At 35.9% G+C, this 25,020-nt stretch carries 25 protein-coding genes; 21 read left to right on the forward strand and 4 right to left on the reverse strand.

The annotated features are described in order from the left end of the window. Nucleotides 1-10 precede the first annotated feature (10 nt). The gene (gene cysK, locus EO244_RS09440; protein ID WP_129254424.1) at nucleotides 11-922 is read left to right on the forward strand and encodes a cysteine synthase A; all 912 of its coding nucleotides are present in this window, start codon (nucleotides 11-13) and stop codon (nucleotides 920-922) included. Between the two features lie 80 nt (nucleotides 923-1,002). Here cysK and EO244_RS09445 read toward each other — a convergent pair whose 3' ends face one another. Further along, nucleotides 1,003-2,130: a universal stress protein gene (locus EO244_RS09445; RefSeq protein ID WP_129254425.1), complete on the reverse strand. Its 1,128-nt coding sequence runs from the start codon at nucleotides 2,128-2,130 to the stop codon at nucleotides 1,003-1,005. A 330-nt stretch (nucleotides 2,131-2,460) separates the two neighbouring features. On the opposite strand from EO244_RS09445, the gene rpsF reads away from it, so the two are divergent. From rpsF to rplI, 3 genes are read left to right on the forward strand one after another with little or no spacing between them, the layout of a single operon-like run. Further along, nucleotides 2,461-2,811, forward strand: a complete 351-nt coding sequence (gene rpsF / locus EO244_RS09450; RefSeq protein ID WP_206734523.1) for a 30S ribosomal protein S6 — start codon at nucleotides 2,461-2,463, stop codon at nucleotides 2,809-2,811. A 2-nt stretch (nucleotides 2,812-2,813) separates the two neighbouring features. Further along, the gene (gene rpsR, locus EO244_RS09455) at nucleotides 2,814-3,083 is read left to right on the forward strand and encodes a 30S ribosomal protein S18 (protein ID WP_129254426.1); all 270 of its coding nucleotides are present in this window, start codon (nucleotides 2,814-2,816) and stop codon (nucleotides 3,081-3,083) included. 24 nt (nucleotides 3,084-3,107) lie between these two features. Continuing rightward, nucleotides 3,108-3,551, forward strand: coding sequence for a 50S ribosomal protein L9 (rplI, locus tag EO244_RS09460; protein WP_129254427.1), 444 nt, complete (start codon nucleotides 3,108-3,110; stop codon nucleotides 3,549-3,551). Nucleotides 3,552-3,717: 166 nt separating this feature from the next. Here rplI and EO244_RS09465 read toward each other — a convergent pair whose 3' ends face one another. Further along, complete coding sequence (locus tag EO244_RS09465; protein WP_129254428.1) at nucleotides 3,718-4,701, reverse strand: ISAon1 family transposase; 984 nt, start codon at nucleotides 4,699-4,701, stop codon at nucleotides 3,718-3,720. Then, a complete protein-coding gene (locus EO244_RS09470; RefSeq protein ID WP_129254429.1) occupies nucleotides 4,679-5,056 on the reverse strand; it encodes an ISAon1 family transposase N-terminal region protein in 378 nt (125 codons plus the stop codon). Before EO244_RS09470 ends, EO244_RS09465 begins: the two co-directional genes overlap by 23 nt. A gap of 286 nt (nucleotides 5,057-5,342) precedes the next feature. Between EO244_RS09470 and EO244_RS09475 the strand changes: the two genes are divergently transcribed. From EO244_RS09475 to brnQ, 11 genes are all read left to right on the forward strand, one after another. Further along, nucleotides 5,343-6,785 carry a coatomer subunit gamma family protein gene (locus EO244_RS09475; protein ID WP_129254430.1) on the forward strand — a complete coding sequence of 481 codons (1,443 nt, stop codon included), beginning with the start codon at nucleotides 5,343-5,345 and terminating at the stop codon, nucleotides 6,783-6,785. Between the two features lie 137 nt (nucleotides 6,786-6,922). Beyond that, entirely contained in the window at nucleotides 6,923-7,972 is a 1,050-nt protein-coding gene (locus tag EO244_RS09480; RefSeq protein ID WP_129254431.1) for a sensor histidine kinase, read from the forward strand. 56 nt (nucleotides 7,973-8,028) lie between these two features. Beyond that, nucleotides 8,029-9,072, forward strand: coding sequence for a histidine kinase (locus tag EO244_RS09485; protein ID WP_129254432.1), 1,044 nt, complete (start codon nucleotides 8,029-8,031; stop codon nucleotides 9,070-9,072). A 72-nt stretch (nucleotides 9,073-9,144) separates the two neighbouring features. Further along, nucleotides 9,145-9,927, forward strand: a complete 783-nt coding sequence (locus EO244_RS09490; protein ID WP_129254433.1) for a LytR/AlgR family response regulator transcription factor — start codon at nucleotides 9,145-9,147, stop codon at nucleotides 9,925-9,927. Between the two features lie 435 nt (nucleotides 9,928-10,362). After that, nucleotides 10,363-10,773 (forward strand): T9SS type A sorting domain-containing protein, encoded by a 411-nt coding sequence (locus tag EO244_RS09495; RefSeq protein ID WP_129254434.1) that lies wholly within the window; start codon nucleotides 10,363-10,365, stop codon nucleotides 10,771-10,773. Between the two features lie 321 nt (nucleotides 10,774-11,094). Next, a complete protein-coding gene (locus EO244_RS09500; protein WP_129254435.1) occupies nucleotides 11,095-12,807 on the forward strand; it encodes a dipeptidase in 1,713 nt (570 codons plus the stop codon). 302 nt (nucleotides 12,808-13,109) lie between these two features. Then, complete coding sequence (locus EO244_RS09505) at nucleotides 13,110-15,140, forward strand: PAS domain-containing sensor histidine kinase (protein WP_129254436.1); 2,031 nt, start codon at nucleotides 13,110-13,112, stop codon at nucleotides 15,138-15,140. A gap of 30 nt (nucleotides 15,141-15,170) precedes the next feature. After that, the gene (locus tag EO244_RS09510) at nucleotides 15,171-15,716 is read left to right on the forward strand and encodes a DUF1697 domain-containing protein (protein WP_129254437.1); all 546 of its coding nucleotides are present in this window, start codon (nucleotides 15,171-15,173) and stop codon (nucleotides 15,714-15,716) included. A 47-nt stretch (nucleotides 15,717-15,763) separates the two neighbouring features. Further along, nucleotides 15,764-15,982 carry a YwbE family protein gene (locus tag EO244_RS09515; protein WP_129254438.1) on the forward strand — a complete coding sequence of 73 codons (219 nt, stop codon included), beginning with the start codon at nucleotides 15,764-15,766 and terminating at the stop codon, nucleotides 15,980-15,982. Between the two features lie 259 nt (nucleotides 15,983-16,241). Continuing rightward, nucleotides 16,242-16,868: a carbonic anhydrase gene (locus EO244_RS09520; protein ID WP_129254439.1), complete on the forward strand. Its 627-nt coding sequence runs from the start codon at nucleotides 16,242-16,244 to the stop codon at nucleotides 16,866-16,868. A 121-nt stretch (nucleotides 16,869-16,989) separates the two neighbouring features. Further along, the gene (gene brnQ / locus EO244_RS09525) at nucleotides 16,990-18,279 is read left to right on the forward strand and encodes a branched-chain amino acid transport system II carrier protein (protein WP_164977454.1); all 1,290 of its coding nucleotides are present in this window, start codon (nucleotides 16,990-16,992) and stop codon (nucleotides 18,277-18,279) included. 75 nt (nucleotides 18,280-18,354) lie between these two features. Here the strand turns inward: brnQ and EO244_RS09530 are convergent, their stop codons facing one another. Further along, nucleotides 18,355-19,020, reverse strand: coding sequence for a putative quinol monooxygenase (locus EO244_RS09530; RefSeq protein ID WP_129254441.1), 666 nt, complete (start codon nucleotides 19,018-19,020; stop codon nucleotides 18,355-18,357). A 319-nt stretch (nucleotides 19,021-19,339) separates the two neighbouring features. On the opposite strand from EO244_RS09530, the gene EO244_RS09535 reads away from it, so the two are divergent. The 6 genes from EO244_RS09535 to EO244_RS09560 are packed head-to-tail and all read left to right on the forward strand — an operon-like array spanning nucleotide 19,340 to nucleotide 24,976. Further along, complete coding sequence (locus EO244_RS09535) at nucleotides 19,340-19,948, forward strand: TetR/AcrR family transcriptional regulator (RefSeq protein ID WP_129254442.1); 609 nt, start codon at nucleotides 19,340-19,342, stop codon at nucleotides 19,946-19,948. Nucleotides 19,949-19,957: 9 nt separating this feature from the next. Next, entirely contained in the window at nucleotides 19,958-21,247 is a 1,290-nt protein-coding gene (locus tag EO244_RS09540; protein ID WP_129254443.1) for a TolC family protein, read from the forward strand. 22 nt (nucleotides 21,248-21,269) lie between these two features. Continuing rightward, nucleotides 21,270-22,160, forward strand: coding sequence for an HlyD family secretion protein (locus tag EO244_RS09545; protein WP_129254444.1), 891 nt, complete (start codon nucleotides 21,270-21,272; stop codon nucleotides 22,158-22,160). A gap of 3 nt (nucleotides 22,161-22,163) precedes the next feature. Then, complete coding sequence (locus EO244_RS09550; RefSeq protein WP_129254445.1) at nucleotides 22,164-23,090, forward strand: ABC transporter ATP-binding protein; 927 nt, start codon at nucleotides 22,164-22,166, stop codon at nucleotides 23,088-23,090. After that, complete coding sequence (locus EO244_RS09555) at nucleotides 23,087-23,833, forward strand: ABC transporter ATP-binding protein (RefSeq protein WP_129254446.1); 747 nt, start codon at nucleotides 23,087-23,089, stop codon at nucleotides 23,831-23,833. The genes EO244_RS09550 and EO244_RS09555 overlap by 4 nt, the downstream gene beginning before the upstream one ends. Nucleotides 23,834-23,869: 36 nt before the next feature. Further along, nucleotides 23,870-24,976, forward strand: coding sequence for an ABC transporter permease (locus EO244_RS09560; protein WP_129254447.1), 1,107 nt, complete (start codon nucleotides 23,870-23,872; stop codon nucleotides 24,974-24,976). Nucleotides 24,977-25,020 lie beyond the last annotated feature (44 nt).

The following is a 25,020-nucleotide window of genomic DNA, read 5'->3' on the forward strand; positions in this document are numbered from 1 at the left end:
ATAAACAATCATGAAATTAAACACTATTTTAGAAAATATCGGAAAAACACCTGTTGTAAAAATCAACAAGGTGCTAGGACAAAACACAACGGCTTGGATCAAACTTGAACGCAGTAATCCTGGAGGTAGTATTAAAGATAGAATTGCGCTTGCGATGATCGAACAGGCCGAAAAAGATGGAATTCTTAAAGAAGGTGCTACTATCATTGAACCGACATCGGGAAATACAGGTGTTGGCTTAGCTATGGTTGCAGCAGTAAAAGGCTACAAGCTAATTCTTGTCATGCCTGATTCCATGTCGATTGAACGTAGAAAACTGATGTCTGCTTATGGGGCCGAATTTGTTTTAACCCCTCGCGAATTGGGTATGAAAGGTGCCATTGCAAAAGCAGAAGAACTCATACAGGCCAACGCAAACAGTTGGATGCCCTCTCAATTCGACAATGAAGCAAATGTTGAAATCCACAGACAAACAACTGCTCAGGAGATTATCACAGATTTCCCTGATGGAATCGATTATCTTGTAACGGGTGTGGGAACTGGTGGCCACATCACTGGAGTAGGTGAAATATTAAAGGCAAAATTTCCAAACTTAAAAGTTTATGCAGTAGAACCAGAAGCTTCCCCGGTAATTAGTGGTGGTGCTCCAGGACCTCACCCACTTCAGGGAATTGGAGCGGGATTCATTCCTGCAAACTTAAATCTCGATGTCCTTGATGGTGCTATAAAAGTATCACAGGAAGAAGCTTTCTCTATGGTTAGAAGACTAGCCAAGGAAGAAGGAATTCTTGCCGGTATCTCAACAGGTGCATCTTTAGCAGCTATAAATAAGAAAAAAGAGGAATTTGGACCCAATGCCAGAATTCTAACATTTAACTACGATACAGGAGAACGATACCTTTCTACTGAAGGCTTGTTCTAAAACAAAATAACAAAAGGGTTATCGAAACAATATGGCTTCGATAACCCTTTTTTCGACACCGAAAAAAACGAACGACAATTTTATGGATGGAAAATAAGAATTGGCATATGTGTTTTTACAAAAAGCTTACGCGACATCTGTCCAAAAAATAAACGCTCAAGCAGATTATGCTTTCTGGCCATAATAGCAATCAGACCAATATTATTATCACGTACATAGTCTTCAATCCCCTTCATCTTATCTTCAATTTTAAACACCTGACATTGAATGGTATCATCTCCTAATGTACGTTTCAGATACTTTTTCAATATTCCCATTCGGTGTTCTTCCAAAGGATACTCCTCAGTATCTTCTTCAAAATGAACACAATGCAAATTCATCGAAAAAGGCGCCGCAATATATTTAAGTGTCGCAATCGCTTTAAAATCAGCCCTATCAAAATTTGTCGCATACATTACCTCTTTAATCTTATCCAAATCAGGATTCTCTCCTTTATCAGATAAAATCAACATCGGCACATGAATACTATCAATAATTGAAGAAACAACAGAACCAAGAAGATTAGACGTTCCGGCTGTCTCTCCACGACTCCCCATAACCAAAAGATCTGGTTTATATGTTTTAGCCATATTAATGATCTCGGAACTTGCAATCCCCCCTGACAAAGCAACATCTACCTCAACCCCTTCAACCTTATCTTTTTTTACCCGGGCACTTAGATACTCTTTGAGTTCATTAATTTTCTTTGTCGCATTCTTTTCTACCTCAGCTAAAACTTCAACAACTGTCGCATTATAGGTGTAGCTATCAGAGAAAGGAACCGTTTCGATTGCAGAAGCAAAGTAGGTGTGAAACAACAGAATATCAGCATGAAATTTTACAGCCAAATTATAGGCATAATCACAGATTCGTGGTGTTGTATCAGAAAAATCAACAGGAACCATTATCCGATTTAAAACCATCAGAGAATCAAACCCCTCGTTGTCCTGCTCTTTCTCAACATAGCTCAAATTAAAATCTTCGATAATTTGTAAAGCCTTAATCAAATCCTCCTCACGAATCCTGAGTTTGACGCCACTCCCTATTGCTGATTGCAATAAATTGATGTTTTTCAAAAAACACTCAACGCCTTCTGATTCCAAACAGCTTTTTAATAATTCTGCCCGAGTGTAGCTGCAAGTTGCTAAAGTTACAATCCTGTCTTTCATGTGTGTCGATTTAGAAATAGTTCATACTTTTAAATTTCTACCATTACGACTAAAAAATAATGGAACGAATAAAGAATTAACAATCGGTGAGTTTAGCTTTGAAATCAATCTTTATTGGGGACACAATAGCTGATTCACTTATCATTAAGTTCATAATACAATTTAATGAAAAATAAGCTAGGCTCAAAAAAAACCTTGGAAGATGAAAAGGAAGCAATCGACAAGAAAAACTTAAGGTTTAGGGAATTTGAATATTAAAAAAAGATTAACTACTTTTGCGGCTTAGTAAAACTATTAATAATTAGTTTATTAATTAAACATTTTTAAATTATGTTGAATCATTACGAGACCGTTTTCATTGTAACTCCCGTTTTATCTGAAGCTCAGGTAAAGGAAGCGGCAGAAAAATTCAAAGCTCTTATTACTGACAATGGTGGTAAGATTACTAATGAGGAGAATTGGGGACTGCGCAAACTGGCTTATCCTATTCAAAAGAAAAGCACTGGTTTTTACCAATTGCTACAATTTGAAGCTCCAGGTGAATTAATCGAGAAATTGGAACTTAACTACAGACGCGATGAAAGAATCATCCGTTTCTTAACTTTCAGACTTGATAAATACGCATACGAGTATTCAATTAAAAGAAAAGGAAACCTTAAAGCATCTAAAGAGGAGAAATAGTCATGGCACAAAATCAATCAGAAATCAGATATTTGACTCCCCCAACGGTAGAGATCAAAAAGAAAAAGTACTGTCGTTTCAAGAAAAACAAGATCAAATTTATTGATTATAAAGATCCTGAATTCCTTAAGAAATTCTTAAACGAGCAAGGAAAGATTTTACCACGTCGTATCACTGGTACTTCTTTAAAATATCAAAGAAAGGTAGCTACAGCTGTAAAGCGTGCACGTCATTTGGCACTTCTACCTTACGTAACTGACATGATGAAATAATCTTTTAAAGAAGGAGGAAACGAAATGGAAGTCATCTTAAAACAAGATATCCATACTTTAGGATATAAGAACGATATCGTAACTGTTAAGAATGGTTACGGAAGAAATTATTTGATTCCTACAGGAATGGCTGTTTTAGCAACTGAGTCTGCTAAAAAAATGCATGCTGAGAATATGAGACAAAGTGCTCATAAGCAGGAAAAAATCAAAAACGAAGCTCTTGAGCTTGCTAAAAAACTTGAAGCTGTTAGCTTAACAGTAGGTGCTAAAACTAGTACTACTGGTAAGATTTTCGGTTCTGTAAACAATATTCAAATTGCTGAAGCTTTAGAAGCTAAAGGATTTGAGATTGACAGAAAAGTTATCGCAATCAAAGATGCTGTTAAAGAAATCGGTAAATATACTGCTACAGTAAAACTTCACAAAGAAGTGAAAGTAGATATCGCTTTCGAAGTTGTATCAGAATAATCTGAACAACTCAATTAATTTAAGTTAAGACACAACTTAAATCTTTTCAAACAAACATATAAAAACCACTCCTTTTTCCGGGAGTGGTTTTTTAATTCCCCCCTGCCCGTCCTTATCTTTCAGGCTAAAGCTGGATCAAGTTGAATTCACAGTGGATCAATTTTCTTTAAGCATATATTTTAGCGACTCTAAATAGGAAGAAGTTAATATCTCTCACCCCTCTAAGCGTTGCTCTAAAAGCCTTGAGTTTTGCATTGAAAGATTCTGCAGCAGCATTTGTACTGCGATTATCGAAGTAGTTCAAAATACCCTGATAATGATCTTGAATTGTATTTTTAATACTTCTGAAGGCTTTGTATCCTGCCTCTTCGACCTTCTGATACCACCGTGCCAATTTTGTATAGGCAACGCCTTTATCCTTGGTTTGAGTAAATATCAGTCTTAGATTATGAGTTAGCACGTAGGCTTCTTTTAGGTCCGGATATTGAGCAAATAGAATTTCTGCACGTTGCTGTTGACTTCTGGTCCAGTTGTTTGCAGATTTAAAAAACAAATACCGACTTCTTGCTAAGAGTTGTTTTTTCGAATCACCATTACTGAACAGGATCGGTTGGTATTTATCACCTCTATAAAGAGCTTTCGTTAAAGCCTCAGATTCTTCATTTATAGCATCCCAGCGATGAGCAATTCGCATTTCCTGCAAAGCCTCATAGGCCAACTTCTGAACATGAAAGCGATCAATCACTCTGCTGGCTTTTGAAAAGCTTCGTTTGACTATTTTATTCATAGATCCAGCCATATCAAGGGTAACTTCCTGAACTTGATCTCTGAGAGAATTGGGGATTTTCTTTAAAACAGATATAATGTTCTCGGATCGTGTTCCTTGTATCATAGCGACCAAAGAACCGCTGCGCCCCTTAGCAGCCTTATTGGTAAGTATTGTGTAGAGTTCTCCATTGGACAATGCTGTTTCGTCAATACTTAATTTTTCACCCATATTCTCAGGAAAGATCATCCATAAATGAGCATGTGATTTCTGATCCCAATGATTGAACTCACTTAAATGTTCTTTGTATTGCTGGCCAAATTGTTTGCCATCAATATGATAATGTTTTTCCAGACTTTGACTACTGATCGGGTAATTCTCCAAATAATTCTTTTAAAAAAGAAGCGAACCCTTTTGTATATCGAGCCCCCTTTGCTACCAAATCCCAATTTCTACTGATAACTTGACCGGTAGAACAAACAAGCCATTTCCGTTTGCGAACATGCAGATAAACCATACGTTCTCGAATGGGAAAGTCCTGGATGATAACAGCTGACTGAAAGCCTTTCGAAATAAGTTTCTCAGATGAATATTCTTCTGGGCTTTGATGTAATTCATCCAGATGAACATCCAGCCTTTTTGTATCGATAATAACTTGAGTGATCTCAAAGTAGTTAAAGATTTCTTCTGGTAATATAGCTTGAAGCAGGAGCTTATAATGATCTTTTGTAGAATCCATGATGTAAATTTAAGACAACAAAGATCCAATTATTATTCTGCTCCACAAACTTTTCAACTTGATCCCTAAAGCTCTTGTGAATTACACATTTTATACAATTCATGACAAATATTCTACAATTGATGTCATTTGCTTTTTAATTCCCTGAACTTTTCCCGAATATTGTTCTTATAAAATGTGACTCCGTTTGAAACATCTGACAGATGCTGTATTTAGACAATTTCTTCGCAGCATCATAATTGAAAGGAATCACAAGTTTATTTATTGAAAAACTAAACCATTCTATATGAAAACGCTTCTCAAAATCACAAGTCTGTTTGCACTGATTCTGACTTTTTCAATCTCTCAGTCAGTTGCGAATCCAACCGTAAAGGATAAAGATTTAACCAGCTCTATGAGATCAAGTTGGAATGCTGAAAACATCAAAGTATCGACGCATGGTAAAATCAAATTCAATGATAACTATACCGATGTGATTAGCATTAGTGATGATGGCTATCTTAAAATAAGCATGGTTAGTTTTGGGATGAAACGCAAACTTTATTTCCGTTCAAACAATAACAAACTGGACAGACTTTATTTTGAAGGCAACAAACAAATCGATTTTGAACCTAAGGGACGTGAGTGGATGGTTGAAGTTTTGCCTCATGTTGTTCGTAACTCGGGATTGGATTTGGAAAATCGCATCAATAAAATTTACCAAAAAGGAGGAATTGAAGCCTTCCTCTCTGAATTAAGAGAAACCGACAGCGATTATTTCAAATCACAAATGGTGAATTACCTGCTTAATAATAACCAACTCGATAAGAAAGAAAAACAAGAATTATTAGAGAAATTTCCTGCGTATATCGATTCGGATTATGAGTTATCGCAAATATTTAAAAATCACAGCGACGCTTTTATTGACGACAGTTTGCTTTCAAAGGAATTCTTTAATAGTCTGCACAAGGTTTCTTCTGATTATGAATTATCTCAAATATTAAATGCGGTATTCAAAAATAATAAACTAAACGAAACCAGTTTTGAGTTATTTATCTCAGCATTGAATAACATCGATTCTGACTTCGAAAAATCAAACCTTATTAAACTGGCTATTTCAGAGGGTAAAAACTCAAACTTCAAATTGGATCTGATTCTAAACAAAATCAATGACATTGATTCTGATTATGAAAAAGGCATTATTATCAAAACAGTCATTAATGAAAAACTATTTGATCTTGATAACATTGATAAGATTATCGAAATAAGCAAAGGAATATCATCTGATTATGAGAATACTCAGATCATGAAAAACATGATAGAGCATGAAATGATAACACCTCAGAATAAAGAAAAATTCAAAGAAATGATGGATGATATCTCATCAGATTATTCCTATAAAGAAATATTAATGGACTTTATGAAATATGATAAGCTTGGAGATGAAGGCTTTGATTTTTTGATGGAGGCTTCTGAGAAAATTTCATCCTCATATGAGTTGAGCCAACTCTACAAAATGATGCTTAACAAAGAGGACTTGACCACTAAACAACAAATTGAGTTGATTGAAAAATCAAGCAACATTTCATCTGACTACGAACACGCCTCTTTTCTTATGGAAGCTGTCGAAAAACTAGACCTTGATAACGAAAAAATTCAGGACGCATTAATAAAGTCAACTCAAGAAATAAACTCCGAATATGACTATGGCAGAATTATGAAAGCCATTTATTCTCATAAACAAAATTAAGATTTTCATAGTAAGTTTTCTAGTTTGTTACACTTCATGGCTTTACATTTACTAAAGCCATGAAGTTATTTTTAAATTGAGTTCATTATTTGTTTCTCAATTTGTACCTTTCAAATATTCCAAACACTTACAATACAATGTCGAAAAATTGGCGGTTCATCATTATTAGTCCAATCCTGGGAATACTTAGCTACATTCTTGTTTATTATAGTCAGATGGGTGATTTACCTTCCCTTCAAAAGGAATTTCTCTTATTCTTCATCTCAGCAGTTTTTGGATTATTAGCAGGTTTCTCCGCACTTGGGATGGGCGAACTGCTTAATAAACTTATCAGCTGGCAAAAGAAACCCAGCATCCGTTTTCTTTTACAATGCCTTAGTCTATTTATAACAGGTTGTATTCTGATTGTCTTTTACCTTGAGCTTTTCGATATGATTATCCATACGGGAATGACTTACAAAACATTTTGGCTGGAGCATCAGGATGAATTTCTAAAAGCCTTACTAATCCTATTCATTTTCGTATTTATTTATACCAGCCTCGATTTTATGATCTTCTCTTTCAATGCTCTTAAAAAGGAAGAAATAAAGTCAGTAGAGATGATTAATAACCAAATGAATTTACAATTCAAAGCTCTAAAATCGCAACTTAATCCACATTTCCTATTTAACTCACTCAACACCATTTCGTCGCTACTTTATAAAGATGCCAAAAAAGCTGAGGAATTTATTCGAAAATTTGCTGAGAGTTATAGGTTTATTCTGGATCAGAACGATAAGGCTCTTATTCCTCTAAAAAAAGAATTGGCCTTTGTTGAAGCCTACAACTATATTCTTAGAATGCGATTTCAAGACTCGTACAAACTAAGTGTTGAATTACCTGAAATAGTTCAGAATAGCCTCGTACCACCCTTAAGTATTCAGATGCTGGTCGAGAATGCGATTAAGCACAACCTAATCTCTAAAAATTCGCCTTTAGAGGTTAAATTAATCTGTGAAAACAACTACCTGCATGTTAGCAATAATATTAACCCTTTACGCAAACAAGCAGAATCATTTCAAATTGGAATCGAAAACATCAAGCAACGCTATGCCTTTTTTACAAATGAAAATATCAAACTTGAAAAAACAGATTTCTTTACAGTAAGCTTACCTCTCATTACAAATAATAATCAGAACATGAACTAGCAAACCATAATATATTCTTATTCACTGGAAAATAAAACAGATATTAAGCCCATACAATGAAAACCAAATACCTAAATCAATCCCTATACAGAATATTTGCACCCTTGGTTGCAGGTCTTTTTGTATACATACTGCTTCTTTTGGTATTCGACCGATTATCCGAAATTGTCAGTAATTTTCAACCTGACGAATTGGTCTTTCTTATTGTAGTCAACTATATCTTATTTGAAACCTATCGCCTATGGATAAATACTTTTGAAAAAACGAAACGATTTGCTTCAACCCCCTGGATAAAAACAGGACTCATGTTTTCAGGAAGTTTCATTATCACCATTTCAGAGGTGTCAGCCTGTTTGTGGCTATATTTCAATTATTACATTGGCATGAGCAGCTTCGGCTCCCAACTCATATCACTCCTTATTGTTTTTATTCTTGTCGGCATCCTCTTCCATCTATTCTACATCAGTATCACATTTCTTGACAAACAAAATTCTCTTCTCCTTCAGAAAGAAGATCTTAACCGAAAAAATATCAGATACGAACTTGAAGTCTTTAGAAATAAAATCAATCCTGATTTCTTGTATCATTCATTAGAAGGTATAATCAGTCTGATCCGAAAAGATCAAATCGATCAGGCTGAAAAACACATCGATTATCTGGCACTGTTCTACCGTAGAATTCTTGGCAACCGTTATTCTGAAATTATCAGCCTTGAGGATGAAATTAAAAAAGTTGAACACTATCAGGAAATTCAAAACTATTTGTATTCGGGAAACCTGCATATCGAATGGCAGCTGAAGCAAGATGCAAAACAAATCATGATCGTTCCCAACACCATTTTGCAAAGTATCAATCTCATAGAGCAAACACAACTTGTGAATGCCAATAGCGAATTAAAGATCAGCATTGAAGAAGAAAAAAAATATATTTGTTTTAATTATAAATCGTCGGCGCGCTTGAAACGTGATATAAATCCTAAAACATTGCTAGACAACATTAACCACAGCATCAGTTTTTACAGCAATCTAAAAGCAAGTTGTGTAGAAGACGGTATGCTAAGCCGGATCAAAATACCCAAAATTGAATTAGAAAATGATTAAAGAAGATTCAATTTCGAAAAAACAATAACACAAAACATCCCTTTATAGGGAATCATAAAGTCATAATGCAGCATGAAAGTCATTATAATTGAAGACGAAATTTTAGCCGCTGAAAAGCTTGAGCGTTTAATCAAAAAATACGATTCTAACATTCAGATAGTCGAAAGATTTGATTCGGTAACAGAATCGAGTATCTGGTTGGGAAACCCAGACAATAAAATCGATCTCATTTTTCTTGATATCCATTTAGTTGACGGGCTAAGCTTTGAAATTTTCAATCGCGTACAAGTTCAAACGCCAATTATTTTCACAACGGCTTATAATGAATATGCTCTAAATGCTTTTAAGCTTAACAGCATAGACTACCTACTAAAACCTGTTAGCTTCGACAACTTATTTACCAGTATGAAAAAACTGGAAAATATGCGTGCTACACTTTCAACAGAATCCAAACTTAAGAATTTTGAAGATCTAAGCCAGGTTTTATCCAAAATTCAAAAAAACTACAAGACCCGGTTCATGATTAAAGTTGGTGACAAACTTCGATCATTCACCTGCAACGAAATAGCTCTTTTCTATAGTGAAGGTCGGGATGTCTTTATACTTCTTAATGAAGGCAAGCACTACATTATCGACTATAAAATGGAAGAATTGCAAGACCTTTTAAACCCAAAAGAATTTTTCCGTATTGGTCGATCCTTTATAGTCAACATTAATGCCATTTCAGGTGTAAACATACATTCCAACTCAAGGCTTAAAGTCAAACTCAATCAAGATTCCGATAAAGATCTTATTGTATCGCGTGAAAAAGTCAATGACTTTAAAGATTGGTTTAGCGGGAACCAAAGAGATTAGACAAAACAAACATCAGAATATACAAGTTGCGACTGTTTATGAGAATCAGAATCTGTTCTTTCATAAACAATCGCATTTTTTTTATTCCGGATCGTCTATTTTTTAAAACTTATGGTCAAAAAATTTCCTTATCATTCAACTTTTCTCATAAACTGACGTTTTAGGCCCTTCCCCACATTTTACGAAAACGTTATCATAATTGGCAAACTGAACAAACAAATCTATTAATGATAATTTTCTTTAATAATCTTCTCAAACGCAAACATTTTCGGGGCTTCCCGAAACCGTTTGAAATGAAAATAATTGCATTTTCATTACTACTACCCCATTTTATCTGGATCTATTCTAAAAATACTTCCTAGATTTACAATGTCAAACGAAACCACTTAAAGCGTTTGACGATACAATTAATTATTAACTAAAATTTTTATTAAGATGAGAAATTTAAAATTACAATTAAGAGGCTTGGCACTCGTTGCCCTATTCGTTTTAAGTCTGAGTTCTGCTTTTGCTGGTGGGCACCTTCGTATCAACCCGTATTTAAACACCGATTATTCTATCGTGTCTATATTAAACCCATCAGAAACTGATGCACGATTGAAAATTTACGATGAAGCAGGTAATATTTACTATAGCCAAGTAATCGAAGCTGAATCTAACTCACAAAAACTATTCGACCTTTCACATTTGGAAGATGGTGCATACAGCTTGGTGTTAGTGAGTGAAAACTCAAGAGTAGAGGAAACATTTCTGGTTGAATCAAAAAAACTTGTTGTTACTGAAAACAATATGCAAATTGCCGAGAATAGAACCCAAAACTCAAAAAGCTATGCCTTCAAAAAGTAAAGATTCAGATTCCTGCTGTGTTTGTATAAAACACCAATATTTAAGTAAGTGTATCCCTCAACAATAAGAGATACACTTATTTTTTTACCCATTTTTTCGCACTCACTCCACAATTGCTATGCATAAGTCAATAACGGTATATTATCCAACACATCTCAAGTGGGTGTTTATCACTTTTTAGTCTCCCATTTTTTGCTATTTTTGTACAAATTCATTCGGTTTTGATGTTTTTTTAAAGTATCACAACCTGTTGAATATTAACAAATGCATTATTACAAAAAACAAATATTAACTGTCTTTAGACCAGCTAAAACAATTAGAATGAAAAAGTTATCAATTTTCGCATCACTATTCATGTTGCTAGCTATTTTTACAGCTTCAACAGCCAGTGCATGTACCAATTACCTAGTTACCAGAGGTGCTAGTGCCGATGGTTCTAACATGATTACCTATGCGGCAGACTCACACGTTTTATATGGTGAGCTTTACTTCCGTCCTGCTGCTGATTGGGCAGAAGGCACTATGATTGATGTTTATGAGTGGGATACTGGAAAATACTTAGGTCAGATTCCTCAGGTTGCTCACACTTACTCTGTGGTAGGTAATATGAATGAATTCCAGTTGGCTATTGGTGAAACCACTTGGGGTGGTGTTGAACAATTGGGTTCTCAGGAAGGTGCACTTATCGATTATGGTAGCCTGATATATCTAACTCTGCAACGTGCTAAATCTGCTCGTGAAGCGATTAAAGTTATGACTGAGTTGGTGGAAACCTATGGCTACTATAGCTCAGGTGAATCTTTCTCCATTTCTGATAAAGATGAGGTTTGGATTCTGGAGATGATTGGTAAAGGTAACGGCGAAAAAGGTGCTGTTTGGGCTGCTCGTATGATTCCTGACGGTTACGTTAGTGGACACGCTAATCACGCACGTATCACCCAATTCCCTCTTGAAGGAAAAACATCCATTTCATCTGATAAGATGGATAAGATTTTCAATCCTGAAATCGTTAATGTTTATGCTAAGGATATGATCTCTTTTGCCAAAGAAAAAGGTCTTTACCCTAAAGATGGTAAAAACAAAAATTTCAGTTTTTCTGATTCTTATGGTCCTGTAGATTTCGGTGGTGCTCGTTACTGCGAAATGCGTGTTTGGACATTCTTCAACCGTGTAAGCAAGGATATGGACAAGCATTTCGATTATGCAAAAGGAAATATCAAACTTGACAAAAAAGGATATGCGACTAACCGTATGCCTCTTTGGATTAAGCCGGACCATAAAGTTGAACTTTCGGAGCTTAAGGATGCCATGAGAGATCACCTTGAAGGAACTGAATTAGATATGTCAAAAGATATGGGTGCTGGTCCTTATGGTAACCCTTACCGTTGGAGACCATTAACATGGGAAGTTGACGGCGTAACTTATTGCAACGAGCGTGCTACTGCAACTCAACAAACAGGTTTCTCTTTCGTTGCTCAGTCTCGTAACTGGTTACCAGATGCTGTAGGTGGAATCAACTGGTTTGGTGTAGACGACGCTGCTTCAACAGTTTATTTCCCAATGTATTGCTCAGCAACTCGTGTTCCTAAATCATTTGCTGTAGGTAATGGTAAAATGATGGATTTCACTAATAAGTCTGCATTCTGGGTATTCAACCAGGTAACTAACTTTGCTTACACACGTTACTCAGAAATTCACCCAGAAATTAGAGCGAAACAAGTTGAGCTTGAAGCTAAATACCAAAATTTCACTAAGATCATCGATATGGCTGCTGAAGGCATGTTTAAAGCTGACAAAGCTGCTGCTATCGAGTTCTTAACAGATTTCTCTTGTAACCAAGGTGATAACCTGACAAACGAGTGGAGAGAATTCTATGGTTATTTATTTGCTAAGTTTATGGATGGTAACATCAAAACGAAGGATGGTAACAAGCAGAATCCTAAAATGAGACAACCAGGTTATAGCGAAAAATGGAAAAGAGCTGTAGCAAACGATACTGGCGACCAACTAAAAGTTAAAGGTGCTTCTCATTAATAGAGAACTCATCAATAAGAATATAAAAAGGAAGCTACGGCTTCCTTTTTTTTTACTCAAAATTCAACTCCATCTATCAGGATCAGTATAAAACCTGCTTATTAAACAAATACATTCCGTCCACTTATCACTACAGATATCCTATGAAGATATATTTTGTTTATGACTATGAATTGATTATTTTAATAAGCATTAAATTTCATATTGAGAAATATGATCATATAAGTCGAACACATAATAAAAAATCCTCAATAGATTGTAATATAAGTGTATCAAAACGATTCTTAAACAAGTAACTATAGATGCGAGATATTAATATGAGAGACGATCAACTTGACCAGATAGAAATCCAAACCAAATTAGACTTAGAAGCTGCAAATAAAAAACTTTCCGAAGAAATCGAAACCCGAAAAAAGGCTGAAGAAAAACTATTAAAAGAGCACGAAAATTTCTTAAAGATATTTTCAGCTGTACCTATGGGCATACTTCTTCTCGATCGAGACACAGCTATAGTTCATGCGAACCAGGCTATTTATTCTATGATTTTTCGGGACCCAACAGAAGTTATTGGTCTTTGGGCCGGAGGTGGATTAGGCTGCATTCATAGTCTTGAAACACCTAAAGGCTGTGGATTTTCAAGTTCATGCCCGACTTGTCCATTTCGTCAGGGCATAGAACAAATCATTTCGGAAAATAAACAAATACATGGCGCTGAACTTAATTTAACCTTGGTCATCAATGGAAAGCCTGATGACAGATGCCTTAGTGTTAGCGCTGAACCTCTTGATATTGATGGGCATCCCCATGTAATAGTCACTATAGATGATATTACAGATCGAAAAAAAACAGAACAAGCTCTAAAAGAAAGTGAAAAACGCATTAGTACTATCCTCGAAACGGAACCCGAATGTGTAAAAATCCTCGATAAAGAAGGAAAACTAACCTACATGAATCCAGCTGGTCTTAATATGATTGAGGCAGATAATCTCAATCAGGTTTTAGGTCAACCCATCCTTCCTCTGATAAAAAAAGAATACAGAAAAGCATTTAAAGAGCTCAATTTCAAAACACTAAATGGTGAAGGTGGAAAGCTGGAATTTGAAGTTAATGGTTTAAAAGGACGACGCATTTGGTTGGAAACCAGCAGTGTTCCTTTACGTCTTCAAAATGATGAAATCACAGGTATACTCGCAATAACACGAGACATTAATGATAGAAAGAAAGCAGAACAAAAACTAAAAAGATCATTATCGTTAGTAAAAGCAACACTAGAATCAACGGTTGATGGCATTCTTGTAATTGACAAAAAACGGAAAGTTAAACGATTTAATAACAAATTTGTTGAGCTCTGGCGTATTTCAGATGAAGTGCTTGCAACACGCGATGATGAAAAGTTATTGGCTTCGGTACTCTATCAATTATCTGAGCCCGAAAATTTCCTGTCCAAAGTCGAAAACTTATACTTAACAGATGATGAATCATTTGATCTTATCGATTTTAAAGATGGCAAGAAATTCGAGTTTTATTCACGACCACAGGAGTTAGATGGGAAAAGCATTGGCAGAGTATGGAGTTTTCGTGACATAACCAAACGCAATAAAGCAGAACAAGCACTAAAAGAAAGTAAACAACAGCTGGAAGAACTCAACGCAACCAAAGACAAACTTTTTTCGATCATTGGACACGATTTACGAGGCCCCATCGGTAGCTTCAAGCAACTTATCGAATTAATACTTTCAAATTACGATTTAACAGATACTCAAAGCTTAACCGAAATATTGAAAGTTATTCAAAAAACTGCAAATACAACTTATGATTTATTGGAAAACCTTCTAACCTGGGCAAATAGTCAACGAAATGAAGTCGTGTTTATGCCTGCGAATATCAATTTATCTGAAATTATTGATACTTGTACGTTCATGTTAGCAGAAACAGCGAAAAGTAAGAACATTACGGTTCACAATCAAGTCTCAGCAGATCAATTGGCCTACGCTGATAAAAACATGCTCATGACCATTCTTCGGAATTTAATATCCAATGCAATAAAATTCACACATCCTAATAAGAATATTTATTTGTCAGCTGTTGATACGAGTAAACACATTTCCATTAGCGTAAAAGATGAGGGCGTTGGAATTAGTCCTGAAAATTTAGGCAAACTTTTTAAATCGACTGATTATTTAACAACTTATGGCACTTCAGGTGAAAAAGGAACGGGTTTAGGCTTGCTTCTATGCAAAGATTTTGTAGAAAAACATGAAGGTCAAATTTGGGTGGAATCAGAAGACGAAAAAGGTAGTGTCTTTTATTTTACACTCCCCCATCAATCTTAATAACAAACTTTTGATTATAAAATAAAACTCATGACAAAATACATCGCCCTTTTGAGGGGTATAAATGTAGGTGGCAAGCGCAAAGTACTTATGGCAGATTTAAGTCTTATCTTTTCAAAGCTTGGCTTTTCAAACTGTATCACTTATATCCAAAGTGGAAATATTATTTTTGATACTGATGGACAAAAAAATAACTCACAACTCGCTGAAACAATTCAAAAAGCAATATTGGATCACTATCAATTCGAAGTACCTGTAATGGTCAGAAAACTTAATGAGTGGACACAAACCATTAAAGAAAATCCTTTTTTTAATGACAGCAGCATCAGCATAGATCAGCTTCATTTAACACTGCTGGACAAAAGTCCCGAAGAAGAGCTAATTAGCAAATTAAGAACGATGGATTTGGGTGACGATGAATTCGTCGTTATTGGACAGGATGTTTTCATCTGTTGCAAGGGAAAATACAGCCAATCAAAATTAACAAATACCCTATTTGAAAAAAAACTCGATTGCCAGGCTACAACACGGAATTGGAAAACCGTTTTGAAACTTTCAGAACTCGGTACTGAATAAAAAGGATAGAAAAGCTATCTTGCCAATCCAAACAAAAAAACAGAATTATGGCAGATTTTCACCAGGATGGTAAAAAAAGAAAAAACATCAAAATAGGCTTATATGTTGAAATTGTACAAAAACAAGATCAGCGTACTGGCGAATTAACCGAAGGTGTAGTGAAACGCATCCTGACTAAATCCCCCACTCATCCTCACGGCATCAAGGTCCAATTGGAAACAGGTGAAGTGGGGCGCGTAAAAAATATTCTTGATGATGAAGATTAATTCATAATGAAAACAATCGACCGTTTTGCATATGCAAAGCGGTTTTTTTCTCTTGTATCAAATTCCAGTTCTTTTAGTAATTCAAAAAACTATAAAAGACCATCTCCTCTTTTTATCACATCAATTCACCTTAACCAAAAAGAACTTTACTATATTTAGTCTCAGAAGAGTGAAAACCACAAACTTGTCAACATTAAAAGATTTAATAATGACAACAACATCACTCCAAAACAAAATTCATTAACCAAAATTTTCTGAGGTGAATATCGAACATATTTTTAATAACAATCGGCAATGGATTGCTGAAAAGCTGAATAAAGATCCTGAATATTTCAAAAAACTAGCTAGCGAACAAAATCCTGAAATTTTATATATCGGCTGTTCTGATAGTCGTGTCACAACCGGTGATTTAATGGGCATAGAACCCGGCGATATGTTTGTCCATCGCAATATTGCCAACATGGTATCCAATACCGATTTAAGTGCCATGTCTGTCATCAATTATGCCATAAACAACCTTAAAGTAAAACATGTGGTGATCTGCGGACATTACAATTGCGGCGGTGTAAAAGCTGCTATGCAGGCTGAAGACATGGGAATTCTGAATCCCTGGCTCAGAAATATTCGCGATGTTTACCGCTTGCACAAAGATGAGTTGAATGCCATAACCGATGAAGAGCAAAAATACAACCGATTGGTTGAACTGAATGTGCAGGAACAATGCGTGAATCTAATCAAAACAGCAGAAGTCCAAAAAGCACTCAGACATCAACAAATCACTGTGCATGGTTGGGTTTTCGATATCCACACAGGCCATATTATCGATATGAAAATTGATTTTAATAAGATATTAAAAGACATTATGGAAATATACCGTCTTGAGTAATTTTCTCCCTTAGTTTATCACACCCCATTTTTCCTTATGAATTTAAAATAACTGATAATTGTTTGTTTTTTTTCATCAATCATTTGATACATTCGCGCTCTATTTTTAATAACAAATGATGATGAAGAAGCTTAAGGATGTGATGGTGATTGGTGTAGCATTGTTTGCTATGTTTTTTGGTGCTGGAAATTTAATATTTCCACCTCAGTTGGGTGTTTTAAGTGGTGATTCCTGGTTACAAGCCATCATGGGATTTTTTACGACTGATGTAAGTTTATCAATATTGGCAATTATTGCCATTGCAAAATCGGGAGGTACATTCAATTCCTTTGCTTCCAAAGTTGGAACAAAGTTTAGTATCATCATGGGGATCATCATCATGCTAATTATAGGTCCCCTATTGGCACTACCAAGAACAGGCGCAGTCAGTTATGAAATGGGTATAGTCCCAATCTTTCCTGGAATGCCTCAATATATCTTTACATTGATTTATTTTGGTATTTCCCTACTCTTTGTAATCAATCCTAAGGGTATTATCGATAAGATAGCCGTCTACCTGACACCTGTCTTACTTATTGCCTTGGTATCGATTATTGTAAAAAATATGCTAATGCCAGTAGAAACAATGGCAGAGGCACAATTAACAAACGTATACACCTATGCATTTCTCGAAGGCTATCAAACCCTGGATGGTTTAGGAGCAGTTATATTTGCGGGTATTATTCTTGTAAGCTTAAAAGAAAAAGGCTACACTGATACTTCATCACAAATAAAAATGACCATCAAGTCCGGCCTGATTGCCTTGAGCATTATCGGTTTTGTATATGGTGGTTTAATATATCTTGGCGCCAATGGTGCTGCCAATATTCCGGAAGGAATGAATAGAACCGAAACCTTTATGGCTCTGGTTGACCGAATGTTCGGACAATATGGGGTTTGGATGGTTGCCGTGACAGTTATATTTGCCTGTTTTACCACAACAGTAGGTCTAACAACAACTGTTGCCGAATACTTTAACGAACTGACCAACAACAAACTAAGCTATCGTTTTAATGTGATCACCATCACCCTAATCAGTTTCCTGCTTGCCAATTTGGGTGTAGAACAAATCGTCTACTTTTCTGGTCCGATTTTAAATATGATCTACCCAGCCATATTGGTCCTGATCATTCTTAATCTGTTTGATAAATACATTCGTTTCAAGGGTGTTTATTCTGGTGTTGTAGGTGGCACTCTGGCTTTCAGTATACTTATATTTATCTGCCAATCCTTTGATGCTTTATCACAAACCCGGAATTGGTTATTATCCTTTCCTATGAGTACCTACGAAATGGGATGGTTGCTACCAGCTATAATTGGTGGACTAGCAACTTCTATGACTTATAAAATTAAAACAAGCCGAGCTGCCTAAAGAACAGTAAAGCATTCTACAGGCACTAATATTTCATCCTGTAGAATGGCTTTACAATTCTCTATCATGCAGAACTTAAACGCTTACCCAATTTCCTAAAGGATTAAGAATACGAAATGTTCGAAAACTTAAAACAGCATCAGGCAGAATAGACTCCAAAAGTTTTCGATGCTCATCAGAAAAATTTATACGCCCTGGTTTACTCCAACGCTCATAAACAGTAAACCGGGATGAATCTTCAGCATCCTGATGCAGAAAAGCACAAACGAAAGCCCCCTCTCTGGCCATTCCATCCAACACATGCAAAGCTGCTTCTTTCCAATCGGCTTGTCTATGTGGCTTAATTTGAAAGTTCATATAAAAAATCAAATCATTTTCTACTGGTTCAAACTTTGGATTAGCCCAAAAGGCTAAAGGACGAAGAATGTGAATTAATCTTGGAGTCGAACTCATCTCAGGCAATCTCTTCTCATACGCTTCACGATAGGGCTTTGCTGCCATTTGGTAGGTCATAAAATCCTCTTTCGATGACTCAGTCCATCGTTCATACATACTAAACTTTGTAGGATCCTCTGCATCCTGATGAACAAAAGCACTTACAAATGCTGGCTCTCGACGCATATGATCTACGAGCGCAAACAAACGTTTCTGAAATTCTTCAGTACAATCAGGCTTGATATGATATTTCACATAGAAAACCAAATCATCCGGATTCGCTAGTTTAGTTGGATTTATTGTCATTCTTCAATCCTCCTTTTATCTGTTTACATTACTTTTTTCTGTTAATCATCTGAATTATACAAGTTATCACTTTTGAAGCCATAAAGCAACAGTGAATCTCATACACGAATTCCTGTTGTACTTTTCAATTAATTAAAAATTTAAGTTCCTCTATCTGAAAGTTTAAGATATTAATCATCAAATTTAACCAGTTGGTTAAAAAAAATCAATTTTAATTTGCGATTATGAATTTATGCTCTACATTTGCATTAACCAAGTAGTTAAACCATATGGTTATTTTTTAAAATTATTTTAACCAGATGGTTAAAAAACAAAAGTCATGGAAAAGAAAATAATTGAAACTCAGGAAAATATTCTGGACGCAGCTAGAACTATTTTTGCTCAAAAAGGCTTAGCCGGAGCCAGAATGCAGGAAATAGCCGATCGTGCCGGTATTAACAAAGCTCTCTTACATTATTATTATAGAAGCAAAGAAAAGCTGTTTGAACAAGTTTTTGAAGAAGCCTTTAAAAAACTGATTCGCCCTTTAGCTGCATTTTTAGCTGATGATTCTGAATTGTTTCAGAAAATCAGAAACATTTGCAAGCACTACAATAAAATATTGATCCAATACCCTTTTATCCCAAACTTCATAATAAATGAGATTAATACCAATCCCAACCGCATAATAAACCTGATTAGTTTTGAAGGCGTTGCTGAAGGGAAACAAAAAACCATGGCACAAATTCAAACTGCTGTAAAATCGGGAAAAATAAGACCTATTGACCCACGAGAACTCATTATGAATATTATAAGTCTCTCGGTCTTCCCCTTTGCAAGCCGTCCCATAACTGGACAATTCTTATATAAAAATGAAGACATGGATCAGATTCTTAAATCAAGAGCTGACAGTGTTGCCGACTTTATTATTCAATCGATAAAAATCTAAAAAATCAAGATGAACTCACTTTTCAAAAATAGCAGGTACCTACTTCTACTGGCACTCATCTTTCATTTTCAAATTGGATGGACTCAGGAAGAGGTGCTTAATTTGGAGCAATGTCAGAAAGAAGTGCAGGAAAACTTTCCTTTAGTAAAAGGGAAAGATCTTTTAAACCAATCTTCACAACTGAATATTGAAAATCTCAAAACATCCTATCTACCCAGACTATATGCAAATGGGAAAGTCACCTATCAGTCCGATGTTACAGGTATTTCTTTACCCAATATGGTAACCCCCCAGGCACCAAAAGATCAATATGCTCTTAATGTTGACATTGAACAGCTGATTTATGACGGTGGAAAAACCAAAGACAGAATTGAATTAGAAAAAAAGGCTTCGGAAGTCGAAATCCAAAACCTGGAAATTCAACTCTATCAGTTGCGCAAAAGAGTAAATGATGCATTCTTTGGCATTCAGCTGGTTCGCAAAAACAAGCTGGTACTTCTCGACAAACACAAAACCATTTCGAATCGAATAAAACAAATCCGATCTGCTGTAGAAAATGGAGTCCTTCTTCCTGCCAACCTAAAAGTAATGGAATCAGAACTATTGCTCATCGATCAACAAATTCAGGAATTGAGTGCATATGAAGCAACTTCTTTTCATGTTCTATCCGAACTAATGGGACGTAAAATTGATACCAATACACAACTACAGGACAACAGTCTTAATATCGAATCTGTAGATAATTTAAACACAAAAAGTAAAGAAAGACCAGAATATCAGATGTATTCAAGTCAAAAATCATTACTCGAAGCGCAAAAAGAACTCTTGAAAAAAGACCGCTATCCCGTAATATCAGGTTTTGGCCAATTGGGATATGGCAACCCCGGCTACAATCAATTGACCGATCAGTTTGATACTTATTATATGTTGGGGGCTAAAATATCCTGGCATATTTTCGATTGGAAATCGAACCGTCGTAAACAAAAAGAAATTACAATCCGCAAGGATATTGTAAACACGCAGGAACTAAGCTTTACACAGAATCAACTGATCGAGTTGGGAAATGAAAGCATCAGATTGAAAAAAATTAAAATCTTACTCGAAAAAGATGACGCAATCATAGAACTAAAAAAAGCCATCAGTGAAAGTTCAGCCTCACAACTGGACAATGGTGTTATTACTTCAAGCGACTACCTTGATGATTTAAATAAAGAAATTCAAGCAAAACTAAACAAAGCCTATCACCTGATTCAGCTGCAACAATCATTGGCAGAATATCAAAGAATTAAAGGCATTTAAACAATTCTAAAATTACAATCATATGAAACCAACTATAATCATTGGAGTAAGCATTGCATTAGCATTTATTGCATCTGCCTGCAATCAAAACACAATTCAATCGGATGCATACGGAAATTTTGAAACGACTGAATACATGATTTCAGCGGAAAACAGTGGTAAAATTCTTGCTCTTAATCTGGATGAAGGCGATGTTTTCGAGCAAGCGCAACAAGTCGGACTCATCGATACCACTCAACTATTCCTACAGAGAGAACAACTGAAAGCACAAAAACAAACCATCGCTTCCGGAATTAAGAACATTCTTTCGCGTATCGCTGTTTACAAGGAACAAATCGCCATACTAAAAAAGGATAAGTTAAGAATAGACAAGATGTTTGAAGATGGTGCAGCAACCAGCAAAGAAGTGGACGATATCAATGGAAAAATTCAGCTTGCTCAAAAACAAATACAGGCAATTAAAACTGAAAATGCCAAGGTTTTGGGTGAACTGGAAAATGTAGATCGCAAGATAGAGGCTCTAAACGATTTGATTAAAAAAAGCATCATTGCAGTACCTCAAGCAGCTACCGTTTTAGAGAAATATCACGAACAATTCGAAATGGTAAATACAGGAACGCCACTCTTCAAACTAGCAGATTTAAGCACACTTGATTTAAGAGCTTATATCAGTGGCGATCAGCTTTCCGAGGTTAAAATTGGTCAGGATGTCAAAGTCCTGATTGATAAAAACAAAGAGGAAAATCAGACTCTTTCAGGTAAAATCATCTGGATTTCTTCCCAGTCTGAATTTACCCCTAAAATTATTCAAACCAAGGAAGAGCGTGTAAAATTGGTTTATGCCATTAAGGTAAAAGTGAAAAACGACGGTCGATTAAAAATTGGCATGCCAGGCGAAATCAGATTCAAATAGCATATGAAATCCAAGATAAGCATAACAAATCTATCAAAATCCTATGGGGATGTTCAAGCTCTTAAAGGGATTAATCTTGATATCGAACATGGAGAGTTGTTTGGTCTGATAGGGCCTGATGGTGCTGGTAAAACAAGTCTCTTTCGTCTACTGGCAACTTTATTGCTTCCGGATTCGGGTTCAGCAACACTCTGTGGTTTTGATATGGTAAAAGAGTACAAGCACATTCGAAATCTATTGGGTTATATGCCCGGCAAATTTTCTTTGTATCAGGATTTAAGTGTACTCGAAAACTTCAATTTCTTTGCAACTGTTTTCAATACGAAAATCGAAGATAATATGGATATGATCCGGGATATCTGGCTGCAAATAGAACCCTTTAAACACCGATTGGCGGGCAAATTATCCGGTGGAATGAAACAGAAACTGGCTCTTTGCTGTGCACTCATCCATCAACCCAAAATATTATTATTGGATGAGCCAACTACGGGTGTTGATGTGGTTTCTAGAAATGAATTCTGGCAAATGTTAAAGAGTCTGAAAGCAAAGGGCATCACCATTATTGTTGCAACCCCCTACATGGATGAAGCAAACTTATGCGAAAGAGTTGCACTCATGCAAAACGGAGAGATTTTAAGTTTGGATACACCCGCAGGTATCATTTCAGGTTTTAAAAAGGATTTATACGCCATACAAGGTCAGGATATCTACCAACTCCTTTTGGATTTAAGGGCATATCCCTACGCCAACTCTGTTTTCCCTTTCGGTCAAAGTGTTCACTATACCGATACACGAGAGGATGTGTCACTTTCAGAACTTAAAGATTACCTGATATCAAAGGGGCAAAATAAAATTGAAATCAAAAGAATTACTGCTGGCATCGAAGACTGCTTTATGGCTTTAAGTCAACAAAATAATGTACAGGCATGAATACGGACAAAAAAGTAATATCAGTAAGAAACTTATACAAGAGATTTGGCTCTTTTACTGCAAACGACGACTTGTCCTTTGATGTTTACAAGGGAGAAATATTCGGTTTTCTTGGCGCTAATGGAGCGGGTAAAACCACTGCGATGAAAATTCTGTGCGGTCTTTCATACCCAACATCCGGTGAAATCATGGTTGCTGGTTTGGATGTCTACAAACAACGGGAAGAGCTGAAAAAAAACATAGGTTATATGAGTCAAAAATTCTCCCTATACGAAGATCTGACCGTATTTGAAAACATACGATTTTATGCAGGTATCTACGGCATGTCATCCAAGGAAATCAAAACAAAAGCTGATGAGTTGCTGCAGAAATTAGGATTAGTTCATGCCAGAAACAAGCGCATAGGTGAACTGCCACTGGGCTGGAAGCAAAAACTGGCATTTTCAGTAGCCATTTTTCACAATCCGGGGATTGTATTTTTGGATGAGCCTACCGGAGGGGTTGATCCGGTTACCAGAAGGCAATTTTGGGACCTTATTTATGAAGCCTCCCGAGCCGGGATTACCGTTTTTGTCACAACCCATTATATGGATGAAGCCGAATATTGTGATCGAATATCAATTATGGTTGACGGACGAATTGAGGCATTGGATACGCCTGAAGCACTAAAAAAACACTTTAAAGCCAAAGATATGGATGAGGTATTTCTACAGCTGGCCAGAAAAAGTAACTATCAGGAATAAAAAGCAGTTGATACTTATCAACTTAAAAAACATACTATGAAACGTTTTATCGGTTTTCTAAAAAAAGAGTTTTATCACATCTTCCGAGACAAAAGGTCAATGCTCATTCTATTTGGGATGCCCGTTGTACAGCTTTTACTTTTTGGTTTTGTAATTACCAACGAGCTTAAAGATGTTAAAATGGCGGTACTTGACCATTCCAAAGATGAATATACATCTGAAATTATTAACAAAATTGTATCTTCAGGTTATTTCAAACTGGTTGAGAATCTCGATAATATTTCTCAGGTTGACGAAACCTTTCGCAAGGGTAAAACAAAACTGGTATTAGTTTTTGAACCTGATTTTAGGAAGAAACTCGTCAAGGGGCCACATGCCTCAGTACAAATTCTTACAGATGCTTCCGATCCAAATATCGCGAATATGGAGGTCAGCTACCTTCAGGGAATCCTGCAAAATTACAATGTTGAAATAAACAGAGGCAAACAAGTCACAAATCAAATTATCCCTAAAACAAGAATGTACTTTAATTCTAAGCTGGAAAGTGTCTATATGTTTGTGCCAGGTATTATGGCAACCATACTGATGCTGGTTTCAGCAATGATGACTTCCATATCGATTGCGAGGGAAAAAGAAATGGGAACAATGGAAATTCTTCTGGTTTCTCCCCTGCGCCCCTTGCAAATTATCCTTGGGAAAGTCACGCCTTACTTAATCTTGTCTTTCATTAACACCTTAGTTATTATTGGCATGGGATATTTCGTATTTGGGGTTCCGGTACTGGGGAGTTTTGTGTTACTTATGGCCGAAAGTGTCTTATTTATATTACTCGCTCTGTCGCTCGGAATTTTCATCTCCACAATCTCAAACAGCCAGCAAGTTGCCATGATGCTTTCCATGTTTGCTTTAATGCTGCCAACAATCTTGTTATCAGGCTTTATCTTCCCTTTGCGAAACATGCCTCTGCCCTTGCAGATATTTAGCAACATTATCCCTCCCCGATGGTTTATTATCATTATCAAAAACATCATGCTAAAGGGAACCGGTTTTGAATTTATCTGGAAAGAAACCCTTATTCTCATTGGAATGACAGCAGGTCTAATCGGTTTAAGTGTCAGGAAATTTAAAATCAGGTTAGAGTAATTGGTGAACTTAAAGAATACATTTTTAAACTTTTTAAGACAAAC

The sequence above is a fragment of the Ancylomarina salipaludis genome, from assembly GCF_004122035.1.
Classification (GTDB): domain Bacteria; phylum Bacteroidota; class Bacteroidia; order Bacteroidales; family Marinifilaceae; genus Ancylomarina; species Ancylomarina salipaludis.